The organism is Paraburkholderia caffeinilytica (assembly GCF_003368325.1).
Classification (GTDB): Bacteria; Pseudomonadota; Gammaproteobacteria; order Burkholderiales; family Burkholderiaceae; genus Paraburkholderia; species Paraburkholderia caffeinilytica.
Window position 1 is genome coordinate 4,407,267 of record NZ_CP031467.1, and the last position, 13,036, is coordinate 4,420,302.

The window sequence follows — 13,036 nt, forward strand, 5'->3', positions numbered from 1 at the left end:
AAGCTGGGCATTTTGCATGATGGGATTTGATCAAATCATCGCATGGATTTTTCCTTTTGGGAATTTGATCAAATATCATCGGTCGATCGAGGGAACCTGAGAGCCGCCCATGACCGATGCACCACGTTCGCCACACCCATCGCCGGCCCAATGCGTCGCGACACTGCATACGATTGCCGCCGCCGTCTCCTTGCTGGAGCGGCAGGGCATCGGTGCCGAGGTGCTGCTGGCGGGAAGCGGCGTCGGCGCGGGCGATTTGCGGCAGCCGTCCGGGCTCGTCACGCATGCGCAGGAGCTGATCGTGTTCTCCAACGCGTTGCGTGCCTGCGGCGACACGCGCATCGGCCTCGATATCGGCCGCGCCATGCACATCTCGAGCTACGGCATCCTCGGTTACGCGATGCTGGTGAGCCCCACGCTCGGCGACGCGCTGCAATGCGCCCAGGACTTTCCCTTACTGCTCGGCAGTTACTTCAAGGTTTCGCTGCGCCGCAACGCCGACGTCGCGGCGATCGTCGCGGCCGACTATCACTACCGGCCGGATCTCACCGTGATCAATACGGACATGTGCCTCGCGTCGATGTGGGCGGTGGTCTGCGACGTGCTGTCCGCGCGGCGCGCGCCATCCGCGCTCGAGGTGACGTTCGGCGCGCCCGCCCATGCGGATGCCTACGAAGAGCGGATTGGCCGTCGCGCCACCTTCGACGCTGCCGAAAATGCGCTGATTTTTCCGGCCAGCTGGCTTGATGAACCACTACCCCTCGCCGAGCCGGTGAGCTATCTGATGTCGCGTCAACAGTGCGCGCAACTCGAGCGCGAATGGGCCACCGCGGCGGGCAACGACGTCACCGCGCGCAGCCTGCGCCTGCTGTATGCCGACCCATGCCGCTACGGTTCGCTGCGCTCGCTCGCCGACGCGCTGTGCGTGTCGGAACGCACGCTCAGACGGCGGCTGGCGGGCAGCGGCTCCGCCTTCCAGGCGCTGCTCGACCGCGTGCGGCACGATCTCGCGCTCGACTACCTGGTGCGTACGCGGCTGTCGATGTCGGATATCGCCGAGCGGCTCGGCTACAGCGAAACGGCCGGCTTCCGGCACGCGTTTCGGCGCTGGACCGGCCGTTGTCCGAGCGACTATCGCTGCGCATAGCTGACGGTTTTCTGCTGAGCGCATGACGTCGGCGGCGCAGCCACGCGCCGCCGGGTCACGTTCCAGCGTCATGCTGCCCCGGCCAGATTGGCCACATTTATCCCCTCGATGACCGTTTCCCCGTTATCGCTCAGTCGCGCGCCTCGGGCAGAATTTTCCCAGACGAACACAAAGGAGACACGAGATGCGAGCAGTCAGCGTGGCGGCAATCCAGTTGGCCGTGCCGGGGTGGGATCGCGAGGCGAATCTTGCGCAAGCCGAGCGCCTGGTGCGCGAAGCCGCGGCCCAGGGTGCGCAGGTGATCCTGCTGCCCGAGCTTTTCGAATTGCCGTACTTCTGCACCGAACAGGATTCGAAGCACTTCCGCCATGCGCTGCCGTTCGATGGCCATCCCGCCATCGCGCGCTTTAGCCGCGTCGCGGCAGCGTTGAACGTGGTCCTGCCGATCAGCTTCTTCGAAAAGGCCGGCAACGTTTTCTACAACACGGTGGCGATGATCGACGCCGATGGCAGCGTGCTGGGCCGCTACCGCAAAACCCATATCCCCGACGGCCCAGGCTACAGCGAAAAGTATTACTTCACGCCCGGCGACACCGGCTTTCGCGTCTGGCAAACGCGTTACGGCACGCTCGGCGTCGGCATCTGCTGGGACCAGTGGTTTCCGGAGACGGCTCGTGCGATGGCGCTCCTCGGTGCCGAACTGCTGTTCTATCCGACCGCGATCGGCAGCGAACCGCAAGACCCTGCGCTCGACAGCAGCGCACACTGGCAGCGCGTGATGCAGGGCCACGCAGGCGCGAACCTCGTGCCGCTGATCGCCGCGAACCGCACCGGCGGCGAGCAGGGCCGCGACTTTCCGCAGCGCTATTACGGCTCGTCGTTCATCGCCGATCAGTACGGCGAGCGGGTCCAGAAAGCAGGGCGCGACGAGCCCGCGATTCTGCTGCATCGTTTCGATCTGGATGCGGTCGCGGAGACTCGTCAAGCGTGGGGCGTGTTTCGCGACCGGCGTCCGGCCTGCTACGGCATCCTCGCGACCAGCGATGGTGAACACCGTACCGCGGAGGGCGCGTCGTGAACGTCGTATCGACGCGTGCGACCGGGCGCGGCGGATTGAGTGGCGGATTCGAACAGCAAGCATCTTAAGGAGACATTGCATGTTGACTGTGTATAGCGATCGGCACCGGCTGCACCATGGCCATGCTGAATTGATCGACGGCGAAATGAAGCCTTGCTTCGAGATGCCGAGCCGTGCCGATTTCATCCTGGAACGGGTGCGCGAAACGAGGCTCGGCGACGTGATTGCGCCCGCATCGTTCGGACTCGATCCGGTGCACCGTATTCACGACGAAGGCTTCATTGCGTTTCTTGGCAGCGCATGGGACGAATGGAGCGCGCTCGGCCGCAAGCACGACGCGCTGCCGCTCATATGGCCGGTGCGCGGCATGCGCCAGGACCGCGTGCCGGCAGATATCGACGGCAAGCTCGGCTACTACTCGATGGATGCGGGTGTGCCGATCACCGCGGGCACGTGGGCTGCCGTGAGCGATGCCGCGGATGTCGCGCTGACCGGCGCGCGCCACGTGAGGGAGGGCGCACGCGGCGCGTTCTCGCTGTGCCGGCCGCCCGGGCATCACGCCGCGGCGGACTATATGGGCGGCTACTGCTACATCAACAACGCGGCGGTAGCGGCGCAATCGTTCCTCGACGCGGGCGCGAAACGCGTGGCGATTCTCGACGTCGACTATCACCACGGCAATGGTACGCAGAGCATTTTCTATCACCGTTCCGACGTATTGTTCGCGTCGCTGCACGGCGATCCGCGCACCGAGTATCCGTTTTTTCTCGGCCACGCCGACGAAGCCGGCGCGGGTGCGGGCCTCGGCTACAACGCGAACTTTCCGCTGCAACCCGGCACGGCGTGGGCGGACTACACGGTGGCGCTCGACGCGGCGTGCGCGCGTGTCGCCGACTACGCGCCGGATGCGCTGGTGGTGTCGCTCGGTGTCGATACGTTCGAGGAAGACCCGATTTCGCAGTTCAAGCTGCGTAGCGCCGACTATCTGCGCATCGGCGAGGCGATCGGACGCGTGCGAAAACCGACTTTGTTCGTGATGGAAGGCGGCTACGCGGTCGCGGCGATCGGGGTGAACGCGGTGAATGTGCTGACGGGTTTCGAGTCGGTTTGAGCGGCCCTTCGGTGTGACGCCGGGTGGCCCAGCGCGTGACGTGCAAAGTGTCTATGTCCACCAGATCGAGCCACCGATACGCTACGGCTCGAACCGGATTTCCGGTGAATTTATCCACGGCGACCGAACGGACGGACACGATTCCATGCTGCAGATACTGGGCAAAGCCTCATCCATCAACGTGCGCAAAGTACTGTGGGCGTGCGCCGAACTCGGTCTGCCGTTCGAACGGGAGGACTGGGGCTCCGGATTCAAGGCGACCGACTTGCCCGAATTCGTCGCGTTGAATCCCAACGCGATGGTCCCCGTTATCCGGGACGGCGAGTTCGTGCTATGGGAATCCAACTCGATCATCCGTTACCTGGCCGGCCGCCATGCCGGCGAATGGCTCTACCCGGGCGATCCTTGCGAACGCGCGAGGTGCGATCAATGGATCGACTGGCAGGCGAGCGAACTGAACCGGGCATGGAGCTACGCGTTTCTTGCGCTGGTCCGGCGCTCGCCGGTGCATCAGGATCGTCAGCAGATCGACCTGTCGTGCGCGAACTGGGCGCGGCATATTGCAATCGTCGACCGGCAACTGGAGACAACCGGCGCCTTCGTCGCCGGGTCGTCGTTCTCGCTCGCGGACATCCCGATCGCGCTCTCGATCAACCGCTGGCTCGAAACGCCGCTGCCGCACGGCGATTTTCCCGCACTGACGGCTTACATGGAGCGGCTTGCCACGCGCCCGGGCTACGTGGCTCACTGCCGCAACGGCACGCCGTAAGCGCTTTACACGCGGGCGTCAGCCTGGCGCAGCCTGAACAGGCCAACGACACGCGACAGGCCGTGCGCCTGCTCGTTCAGCGTCGCCGAAGCGGCCGTCGATTGCTCCACGAGGGCGGCGTTCTGCTGCGTCGCCTGGTCCATCTCGGCGACGCTGCGATCGATCTGGCTGATACCCGCGCTCTGCTCGTTCATCGCGCCGTCGATTTCACCGATGACGCGATGAACGCGATCGATCCCGGCGACGATTTCCAGCATCGCCGTGCCGGCGGCCTGGACACGCTGCGCGCCCGTGCCCACGCTGGCTTCGGAGGCCTGAATCAGATCCTTGATCTCACGCGCGGCAGTCGCGCAGCGCTGCGCCAGCGTGCGCACTTCGCCCGCCACCACGGCGAATCCGCGGCCGTTCTCGCCGGCCCGCGCCGCTTCGACGGCCGCGTTGAGCGCAAGGATGTTGGTCTGAAACGCGATGCTGTCGATCACGCCGATGATTTCGGTAATGCGCGCGGAGGATCGGGCGATGTCGTCCATCGTGCTGACCGCGCTGGTCACGACTTCACCGCCGCGCGCCGCCGCCTGGCTCGCCGAGGTGGCCAGCCGCGTGGCCTCCATGGCGGATTCGGCCGATTGCCTGACGCTGGCGGTCAATTGCGTGAGGGCCGCCGAGGTGTTCTGCAGATTGGAGGCGGACGTTTCCGTGCGCTGCGACAGATCGCGGTTGCCCATTTCGATTTCGCCGGTCGCGATCTTCATGTTCTCCACGCCGGCACGCACTTCCAGCAGCACCGTGCCGATCTTGTCGACAAACGCGTTGAACGAGGCGGAAATCTGCGCCACTTCGTCGCTGCCGACCACAGGCAGGCGATGCGTGAGATCGCCGCTGCCCGAGCCGATGGTATCCATGGCGTCGCGCACCTGCGACAGGCTGCGGAACGAATGCGAGGTGAAGAACGCGGCAATGCCCACCGCCGCCAGCGTCAGCAGCACCATCGCCACGCCGAGCGCCTGCAGGACGTTGGCCAGACCTGCTGTTGCCTCCGCCTTGTCGAGCGCGATCACCAGATACCAGTCGGTGCCGTGCACCGGCTGCGCCTTGAGCAGCTTGGCACCCCCGCCCAGATCGACTTCCATCGGCGCGCCGGCTTGCGCGAGCGACGCCAGCGCGTCCGGCGTGAGCGCGGCGGAGATGTCGCTTGCCTGCTTGAGAATCAACTTGGCATCGGGATGCGCGATCACCTGGCCGTCGCGCGCCACCACGAAGGCGAGGCTCGAGGGCGTCGGATGCACCGCGGCGACCACGTCGCGCACGCCTTCGAGCGGCACGGCGCCGCTCAGCGCGCCGGTCGCCTGGCCGTTGCGGATCATCGGCGCGGAAAAGGAGACGTAGGGCACGCCCGTCGACGCGTCGCCATACGGCTTCGTGACAATCAGCGTGCCGGCCGCGACGGCCGCCTTGTACCAGGGCCGCGCGGTCGGATCGTAATCTTTGGGCGTGGTATTGCTGGTCGAGAAATAGGTCTTGTCGCTCCACCCGACTGTGGTGATCGGAAAGCCGTCCGCACCGCTCATATGCTTGACGAAGCCTTGCGGATCGCCGTGCTCGACCTCGTCAGCGGTGACCTTCACGGCCTGCGCCTTGGCCGCCACCCACTTGTCGATGGCCAGCGCGTTGGCGCCGGCGATGGCGCTCAGGTTCTGCGCGATGGTCTCCATCGTGTTGGCGCGCACCGTGGTGTAGGCGGTGGCGCCCGAAAGCGCGAGCGCGCCGATGACGGTAGCGGACGAAATGATCAGAATGCGAGTTCGGAGTGACGAAATCATGGTTTCCGTGAAGGATGGAAGGGTGTTGCACGAATCGGAACGCCTGCTGCGACATCTCGGCGCGACCCGAGCCGAATCACGGTTTCAGGTCTACCTTCACGAACTACGGCGGAAAAAAGGAGAACTTGAGGCGGGGCTGGCGGCGTGGATCGCGCTTTCGCGTTCCGGCGACCAGGCAAAGCGCCGCTCAGCCGCGGCGACGTCGACGTCGACGTCGTGAGGCCCATTCGCAGGTGATTGCTTACAAAGATATTTGCGGAATGCTTACGAAATCCCTGGCTGCGGACGCTTCTGCGCGCCGCCTGACTCGCCTACAATGGCCGCTTTTGCGACACGGATTGAAGGTTCGACGATGCGGGTATCGAAATTTGCACTGGCTTTGCTGATGGCCGGTTTTACGCTCAACGCGAGCGCCGAGATGACGGCCGCGCAATACAAGCTGTGGGCGCACGCCGACAACAACTCGGTCTACGCGGCTTACATCACCGGTACGATCAATGCGCTGGGGTGGGCGAACGGGGATCTGGTGTCGAAGAAGCGTCCGCCGCTGTTCTGCCCGCCGCAGAACCTGGCGATCGGCAATCAGAACGTCTATCCGCTGCTGGATCAGTTTTTCGCCAACCATCCGAGCATCTCGGACGACTTCCCGATCGGGCTTGCCATTCTGCGCTCGCTTCAGGCGGCGTTTCCCTGCTGATACGCAGGGCGACCACTGAAAACACTCGCTTTGCGGGGCCGTCATGACCCCGCAAGCAAACATCACATCTGCACGAGGCCGGGGATCTGCACGTCCGGATTGACGTCTGCCTCGTAGTCCACGCCGGCGATCTCGAATCCGAACAGACGCAGGAAGTCGGTCTTGTAGCCGCTGAAGTCGGTGAGCTCGTAAATATTGTCGTTGGTCACCTGAGTCCAGAGTTCCTGGACGCGGGCTTGCACTTCGGGATCGAGTTCCTTGTAGTCCGCGCGCAGACGGCCTTCTTCGTCGATGTGCGGCGTCGTGCCGTACATGCTGTCTTTGTACAGCCCGTAGACTTGCTCGATGCAGCCTTCGTGCGTGCCCTTTGCCTTCATCACCTTGAAGAGCAGCGACAGATACAGCGGCATCATCGGGATTGCGGAACTCGCCTGCGTCACGACCGCTTTGAGCACCGAGACGCGCGCATCGCCGCCCTTGGCCGCGAGTTTCTCGCGAATCCCGAGCACCTTCTGGTCGAGGTCTTTCTTGGCCGCGCCGATCGAGCCGTTCCAGTAGATGTCGTGCGTGATTTTTTCGCCGAGGTAGGTGAACGCGGTCGTCTTCGCGCCGTCGGCCAGCACGCCGGCGTCGAGGAGGGCGTCGATCCACATCTGCCAGTCTTCGCCGCCCATCACCGCGACGGTGTTGTCGATTTCCGCTTGCGTGGCGGGTTCGAGGACGGTTTCCTTGACGACTTCCTTGTCGGTGTCGATGCCGCGCAGGTTGACGGCCTTGCCGACCGGCTTCAGGGTCGAGCTGAATACTTCACCGGTCTTCGGATGCGTGCGCTTGGGCGCGGCGAGACTGTAGACGACCAGGTCCACCTGGCCGAGATCACGCTTGATGACGTCGATGGTGCGTTGCTTGACTTCGTCGGAGAACGCGTCGCCGTTGATGCTGGTCGCGTACAGGCCTTTTTCCCGGGCGAATTTCTCGAAGGCAGCGGTGTTGTACCAGCCCGCGGTGCCGGCTTTGGTCTCGCTGCCGGCGCGCTCGAAAAACACGCCGAGCGTGGCGGCGTCGGCGCCGAACGCGGCGCTGATGCGGGCTGCAAGGCCGTAGCCCGTGGAAGCGCCGATCACGAGCACTTTCTTCGGGCCATTGGCGATGGGGCCGCGTGCCTTGACATATTCGATCTGCTCCTTGACGTTGGCTTCGCAGCCAACCGGATGGGTCGATACACAGATGAAGCCACGCACGCGCGGTTTGATGATCATGAAGCACCTCTTGTCAGAATTGCCGACATTATAGTGGGCTTGGGTTTCTGCCTGTGCGCGGCGCCCGGGTTTGGCCCTCCGCGACGCAAAAATCGGCCTTCGCTGCGCATCTTGGTAGGATTCAGCCTTTCCCAGCCGACGGTAGCAAGTGTGAAGCGTCTGATCACCTCATTCTTACAGACCCTTGAAAAAGGGCTAATCCTGGCGAACCGGCCCATCGTCCGGGGCCTATGGCACCTGCGCCATCCCACGCTGCGCGGCGTGGCGTGGGCCTGCGCCGCGACGCCGGCGCTGCTGGTTCTGTACGTGCTGATCCTGATTCCGTTCACGCCCAGCATCGGCGACATCCGCAAGGCGAAAATCGAGCAGCCCGCGCAGATTCTCTCGGCGGACGGCAAACTGCTGGCCGAATTCAAGCCCTCGAACCGCGAGTGGGTGAAACTCAAGGACATCTCGCCGAATGTGGTGAATGCGCTGATCGCCACGGAAGACCACCGCTTTTACCAGCATTTCGGACTGGATTGGCGCCGCACGGCGTCCGCCGCGCTGCACACGTTTTCCGGCGACCGCCAGGGTGGTTCGACCATTACCCAGCAACTCGCGCGCAATCTCTATCCCGACGAGATCGGCCGCGCCCCCACGCTGACCCGCAAGATCAAGGAGGCGATCACCGCCTTCAAGATCGAGGCGCTCTACACCAAGGACGAAATCCTCGAGACTTACCTCAACACGGTGCCGTTCCTCTACAACGCCTACGGCATCGAGATGGCGGCGCGAACCTATTTCGACAAATCGGCCAGCGACCTGAATGTGCTGGAGAGCGCGACGCTCACCGGCATGCTCAAGGGCAATAGCTACTACAACCCGGTGCTCAACCCGGAACGCGCCTTGCAGCGGCGCAACACGGTGCTGGCGCAAATGGTCAAGTACGGCAAGCTCACGCCCGCGGCCTATGCGACGCTCGAGCGCCGTCCCTTGCGCATCGATTTCGAGCGGCAAACCGAGCCGCCCGGACCCGCACCGCACTTCGCGCAGCAACTGCGCAAGTGGCTCGCGGCATGGGCCGATCGCAACGACTACAACCTCTATTCCGACGGACTGGTGGTGCGCACCACCATCGATTCACGCTTGCAGGCCATGGCCACTCAAGCCGTGACCTTGCAGGGCAACCAGTTGCAGGGCATCGCGAATTCGGCGTGGGGCACGCGCGCGGGTTGTGCGAACGGCCGCGACCTGCTGCAGACTTTCCTGCGCGAAACGCCCGACTATCGCGCCGCGAAAGACGCAGGCCTGTCCGACGACGACGCGATGAAGCGCGTCTCGTCCGATCGCGACCTGGTGAAGTCGGTGTGCGAGTCCAAGACCCGGGTGCAGGCGGACTTCCTCGCCATGGATCCGCGCAACGGCCAGATCAAGGCATGGGTCGGCAGCCGCGACTTCAGCGAGGACCCGTTCGACCACGTCCAGCAGGCGCGCCGCCAGCCGGGTTCGACCTTCAAGCCGTTCGTCTATGCCGCGGCCTTCGAAGACGGCGCCAAGCCCACCGACACGTTTATCGACAAGCCCGTCGAGATTCCGCTGGCGGGCGGCGAAGTCTGGCGTCCGAGCGACGAGGATGAGCCGAGCGAGCGCGCGATCAGCTTGCGCGACGGCCTCGCGTATTCCCGCAACCGGATTACCGCCCAGTTGATGGAAACGGTCGGTCCGAACAAGGTGGCGAGACTGGCGCGCGCGATGGGCGTGCGCGACAGCCAACTCGATCCGGTGCCGTCGCTCGCGCTCGGCACGAGTCCGGTCACGTTGAAGGAAATGGTGTCGGCCTACGGCACGATCGCCAACCTTGGCGGTTACGTGGAACCGGTGATGGTCACGCGTATCGAAGACCGCAACGGCGAAGTGCTGGCCGAATTCGCGCCGGCGTCGCCCAAACAGGAATTGCCGGCCGACGCCGCCCGCACGCTCGTCGATGTGATGCGCGACGTGGTGAGCCGCGGCACGGGGTCGAGCATTCGCAGCCGCTTCGGCGTGCGTGGCGATGTCGCGGGCAAGACGGGCACGACGCAGGGCAACGCCGACGGCTGGTTCATCCTGATCCAGCCGCAACTCGTGGCGGGGGCGTGGGTTGGCTTCAACGACAGCCGGGTGACCTTGCGCAGCGACTATTGGGGGCAGGGGGCGCACAGCGCGTTGCCGATCGTCGGCGACTTTTTCCAGCGTGCGCAACGCTCGAAACTGGTGGATAGCCGCGTGAGGTTCGCAACCGATCAGGCGCCGGGCTGGTTTGCGGAACGCTCGGCCAGGCTGCGCGAGTGGTTCCAGCATCTGTGTGCGGCGTCGTCCGCGAAGACGGAGGCGCCGGTTGTCACGCGCAGTACGACGCGCCATGCGCCTGCTGCTACTGCGTCGGCATCGGCATCGGCATCGGCTGCATCGGCGGCCGCGGCGTCTGCAGGCGTCGCCGATGTCGAACCGCGCACACTGCCGTCGCAGCCGCCGCTCCTTCAGGCGCCGGCTTCGGCGCCCGCACCGGCCAACAGGGCAGTCGACGGCGAGGTGCACGGCAGCGGCGAGCCGGCTCTGGCGCCGACGCCTACACCGGACGATGTGCTGCCGCCGGACGCAGGCGGCGGTACGGCGAACGCGCCCCCGGGCGCGCCGGCAAGCGCAAGCGGATCGCCCTGACGTTCGACCGTGATGCACCGCGTGGCGAGGTCCGCGCGGTGTTCCTTCATCTTCTGCATTGGATTGTCGAGCCCGGCTGCCGCCGCGCTGGCGCCCGCGATTGTTCAGGCGTGTGCAACAGTGTTTTCAGGTGACGAGGCTGATCTGGCGCGCCTGATTGCGCATAATTTCGGCATTGATAAAACGGTAAAGAAATGTAGGTGAATATGGTCAATCACGTCTTAGATCGCGTGCTCGATCAGCAGCGCGCATCCGTCGTGCCGCAGCGTCGAAGCGCATTGTCCAGTCGGGCACGCGCGCTTATCGCGGCCGCAGCCGCGTGCGCCAGCCTGATGGGATGTGCATCGGCGACCGATGTTGTCGCAACCGACAAACCCGGCACTTACACGGTAGCGGCGAGCGCGACCGGCGGGCGGATGGCCTGGGCCCGCGCGCACGAGCACGCGATAAGCGAGGCGCGCGACTATTGCGAGCGTCGCGGCATGCAAAGCAGCGTCAACACCGAAACGGTGAGCGGTGTGGAGATGATGGCCGCGCATGCGTCGTCAGTGAATTTCGAGTGTCATCCGAAGTTCTAGCGATGCAGGGAACACTGACGAAGCCGTCCAGACGCATTGCACGCGGCCCGTGCGACAAGCGCAACAACCGCAACAACCGCAACAACCGCAACAACCGCAACAACCGCGTCTGACGTTATGCGCTCATTGCTTGTCGAACGTCACCAGCTTTTTATCTTTCGTGTCCGCCACGAAAATGGCCAGCAGCTTCGCGGGTTCGGTGTCGCTCGCGTTTTCGCTGACCGTATGATGCGCGCCAGGCTTCTCCGTCCAGGATTCGCCCGCGTGAAAGACGTGCTCCTCGCCATCGTTGATACGACTGCGGATGGCTCCCGACAGGACATAGGCGACCACAAAAGCCTGCCCATGCCGATGCGATGGCGATTTGCCTCCGGGGGCATAGTCGACGACAAGCGCCGTCATCGTTTTGCCCGGAACGTTGGCGATCGCCTCAGTGAACGCGGGCGTAATCGTCTCCCGTGTCGTCTCCCGTGCAGCGGCCGTATCGGCGGCGAACGCGGTTTGGACGAATCCTGCGATGGAAAGACCGGCGAGCGCTACCGTCGCCGTCAGCGTACGAATTTTCATGCGATTACTCCTGGGCGAGTGCCATGACATCGTTGTCCGGTTCCAATGTCGAGGCCGACTTCGATTTCGCGGGGTTGGCCCAGCTCGCGGCCATTGCAGCGAGTTCGGTGCGTGCCCGGTCGAGTGCTTCGATCCGCGCGGCCTGGTCGGAAAACTGCAACGGTTGCGCGTCGACAAAAGACGGTTCCGCGACGCCGAGAAATCCGAAAGCAGCCCTGAGCGCCGGCGTCAGCGCATCCATCGACGCGTAGGGCGAGCCGGCGCGTAAGTCGGCACCGCGACTCGTGATGAAGAGCACCTTCTGCCGCGCAAGCTGGCCTTCTATGCGACCGTCGTCGGTATTCACGTAGGTCAACCCCGTGCGCGTGATGCTGTCGATGAACGCCTTGAACGCGGAAGGCATCGACCAGTTGTACATGGGCATGGCGAAGACCAACGCGTCGGCATCGAGCAGGCGCTTGCACAGTTCATCCGATGAAGCCAACGTCGCTTTCATGGCGGGCGTTCGCTCATGCGGCGGCGTGTAGGTCGCGATGGCGAATGCTTCGTTCACATGCGGCGGCGTATCGACCGCGACGTCGAGGTAATCGACCTCGATATCCAGACCTTCCTCACGCAGGCGCTCCAGAAAATACCGGCTCAACGCCCGCGAGTTGGATCGCTCGCGTTTGGCGCTCGCGTCGACGTGCATGATTTTCATGGCTTCGTTCCTTCAGGGTTATGCGCAAAGGGTTCGCAGGGGCACGGCGGCGGTGTGCTCAGGCCGGCAACTTGCGAAACGCGATCGCGAAGCGGTTCCATGCATTGATGGCGGAGATCAGCAGCGTCAGGTCGACCAGTTCCTCGTCGCTGAAGTGCGGGCGCACGGCTTGCCACACAGCGTCGGGTACGTGCTCGTGCGACACCAGCGTGAGCGCTTCGGTCCATTCGAGCGCCGCGCGTTCACGGTCGGTGAAGAAGGGCGTTTCACGCCATACCACGACGGTGGCCAGGCGCCGCTCGGACTCGCCGCCTTTGCGGGCGTCGGTGGTGTGCATGTCGACGCAGAACGCGCAGCCGTTGATCTGCGAAGCGCGCAGACGGACCAGTTCGGTCAGCGATTTTTCGAGGGCCGATTTGCCGATGCGTTCTTCGACGCCGAGCATCGCCTTGATGGCGGCGGGGTTGGCTTTGTAGAAGTCGAGACGTTGTTCCATGATTCACTCCTTGACGGGTTGGACCCATTCAGTGGGCCGGTGAGTGAAGATTAGACGCTCAACTGGTGTTATCAAATGACCGATTTTGTTTATTTTTAGGTAACCACTTTGCTCGGCCTCCGGACGGTTGAA

General features: G+C 64.2%; 12 protein-coding genes. 7 read left to right on the top strand and 5 right to left on the bottom strand.

Features of this window, described 5'->3' with window-relative positions; genetic code table 11:
* Positions 1 to 109: 109 nt before the first annotated feature.
* The 4 genes from DSC91_RS35945 to DSC91_RS35960 all read left to right on the top strand — a co-directional run bounded on the left by DSC91_RS35945 (position 110) and on the right by DSC91_RS35960 (position 4,105).
* Positions 110 to 1,147, top strand: coding sequence for an AraC family transcriptional regulator (locus DSC91_RS35945; RefSeq protein WP_115783196.1), 1,038 nt, complete (start codon positions 110 to 112; stop codon positions 1,145 to 1,147).
* A gap of 184 nt (positions 1,148 to 1,331) precedes the next feature.
* Entirely contained in the window at positions 1,332 to 2,225 is an 894-nt protein-coding gene (aguB, locus tag DSC91_RS35950) for an N-carbamoylputrescine amidase (RefSeq protein WP_115783197.1), read from the top strand.
* A 79-nt stretch (positions 2,226 to 2,304) separates the two neighbouring features.
* Entirely contained in the window at positions 2,305 to 3,336 is a 1,032-nt protein-coding gene (locus DSC91_RS35955) for a histone deacetylase family protein (protein ID WP_115783198.1), read from the top strand.
* A 145-nt stretch (positions 3,337 to 3,481) separates the two neighbouring features.
* Entirely contained in the window at positions 3,482 to 4,105 is a 624-nt protein-coding gene (locus DSC91_RS35960) for a glutathione S-transferase family protein (RefSeq protein ID WP_115783199.1), read from the top strand.
* 5 nt (positions 4,106 to 4,110) lie between these two features.
* On the opposite strand, the gene DSC91_RS35965 is transcribed toward DSC91_RS35960, so the two are convergent.
* Positions 4,111 to 5,925 (bottom strand): methyl-accepting chemotaxis protein, encoded by a 1,815-nt coding sequence (locus tag DSC91_RS35965; protein WP_229758332.1) that lies wholly within the window; start codon positions 5,923 to 5,925, stop codon positions 4,111 to 4,113.
* 352 nt (positions 5,926 to 6,277) lie between these two features.
* Here DSC91_RS35965 and DSC91_RS35975 point away from each other — a divergent pair, with 352 nt between their 5' ends.
* Positions 6,278 to 6,622, top strand: a complete 345-nt coding sequence (locus DSC91_RS35975) for a hypothetical protein (RefSeq protein ID WP_115783644.1) — start codon at positions 6,278 to 6,280, stop codon at positions 6,620 to 6,622.
* Positions 6,623 to 6,684: 62 nt separating this feature from the next.
* Here the strand turns inward: DSC91_RS35975 and fabV are convergent, their stop codons facing one another.
* Positions 6,685 to 7,881, bottom strand: a complete 1,197-nt coding sequence (gene fabV, locus DSC91_RS35980; protein ID WP_115783201.1) for an enoyl-ACP reductase FabV — start codon at positions 7,879 to 7,881, stop codon at positions 6,685 to 6,687.
* Positions 7,882 to 8,031: 150 nt separating this feature from the next.
* Between fabV and DSC91_RS35985 the strand changes: the two genes are divergently transcribed.
* Positions 8,032 to 10,563: a penicillin-binding protein 1A gene (locus DSC91_RS35985; RefSeq protein WP_115783202.1), complete on the top strand. Its 2,532-nt coding sequence runs from the start codon at positions 8,032 to 8,034 to the stop codon at positions 10,561 to 10,563.
* Between the two features lie 206 nt (positions 10,564 to 10,769).
* On the top strand, positions 10,770 to 11,141 hold the full coding sequence (locus DSC91_RS35990; RefSeq protein ID WP_115783203.1) for a hypothetical protein: 372 nt from the start codon (positions 10,770 to 10,772) through the stop codon (positions 11,139 to 11,141).
* Positions 11,142 to 11,264: 123 nt separating this feature from the next.
* Here DSC91_RS35990 and DSC91_RS35995 read toward each other — a convergent pair whose 3' ends face one another.
* The 3 genes from DSC91_RS35995 to DSC91_RS36005 are packed head-to-tail and all read right to left on the bottom strand — an operon-like array spanning position 11,265 to position 12,904.
* Positions 11,265 to 11,708, bottom strand: a complete 444-nt coding sequence (locus DSC91_RS35995; protein WP_115783204.1) for a cupin domain-containing protein — start codon at positions 11,706 to 11,708, stop codon at positions 11,265 to 11,267.
* Between the two features lie 4 nt (positions 11,709 to 11,712).
* Entirely contained in the window at positions 11,713 to 12,408 is a 696-nt protein-coding gene (locus DSC91_RS36000) for an FMN-dependent NADH-azoreductase (protein ID WP_115783205.1), read from the bottom strand.
* A 58-nt stretch (positions 12,409 to 12,466) separates the two neighbouring features.
* Complete coding sequence (locus DSC91_RS36005; protein WP_115783206.1) at positions 12,467 to 12,904, bottom strand: carboxymuconolactone decarboxylase family protein; 438 nt, start codon at positions 12,902 to 12,904, stop codon at positions 12,467 to 12,469.
* Positions 12,905 to 13,036 lie beyond the last annotated feature (132 nt).

Coding starts and splice junctions, on each gene's coding strand:
- DSC91_RS35990 (WP_115783203.1), top strand. CDS start 10,770: ATGGTCAATCACGTCTTAGATCGCGTGCTCGATCAGCAGCGCGCATCC.
- DSC91_RS35955 (WP_115783198.1), top strand. CDS start 2,305: ATGTTGACTGTGTATAGCGATCGGCACCGGCTGCACCATGGCCATGCT.
- DSC91_RS35975 (WP_115783644.1), top strand. CDS start 6,278: ATGCGGGTATCGAAATTTGCACTGGCTTTGCTGATGGCCGGTTTTACG.
- DSC91_RS36000 (WP_115783205.1), bottom strand. CDS start 12,408: ATGAAAATCATGCACGTCGACGCGAGCGCCAAACGCGAGCGATCCAAC.
- fabV (WP_115783201.1), bottom strand. CDS start 7,881: ATGATCATCAAACCGCGCGTGCGTGGCTTCATCTGTGTATCGACCCAT.
- DSC91_RS35965 (WP_229758332.1), bottom strand. CDS start 5,925: ATGATTTCGTCACTCCGAACTCGCATTCTGATCATTTCGTCCGCTACC.
- DSC91_RS35945 (WP_115783196.1), top strand. CDS start 110: ATGACCGATGCACCACGTTCGCCACACCCATCGCCGGCCCAATGCGTC.
- DSC91_RS35960 (WP_115783199.1), top strand. CDS start 3,482: ATGCTGCAGATACTGGGCAAAGCCTCATCCATCAACGTGCGCAAAGTA.
- aguB (WP_115783197.1), top strand. CDS start 1,332: ATGCGAGCAGTCAGCGTGGCGGCAATCCAGTTGGCCGTGCCGGGGTGG.
- DSC91_RS36005 (WP_115783206.1), bottom strand. CDS start 12,904: ATGGAACAACGTCTCGACTTCTACAAAGCCAACCCCGCCGCCATCAAG.
- DSC91_RS35995 (WP_115783204.1), bottom strand. CDS start 11,708: ATGAAAATTCGTACGCTGACGGCGACGGTAGCGCTCGCCGGTCTTTCC.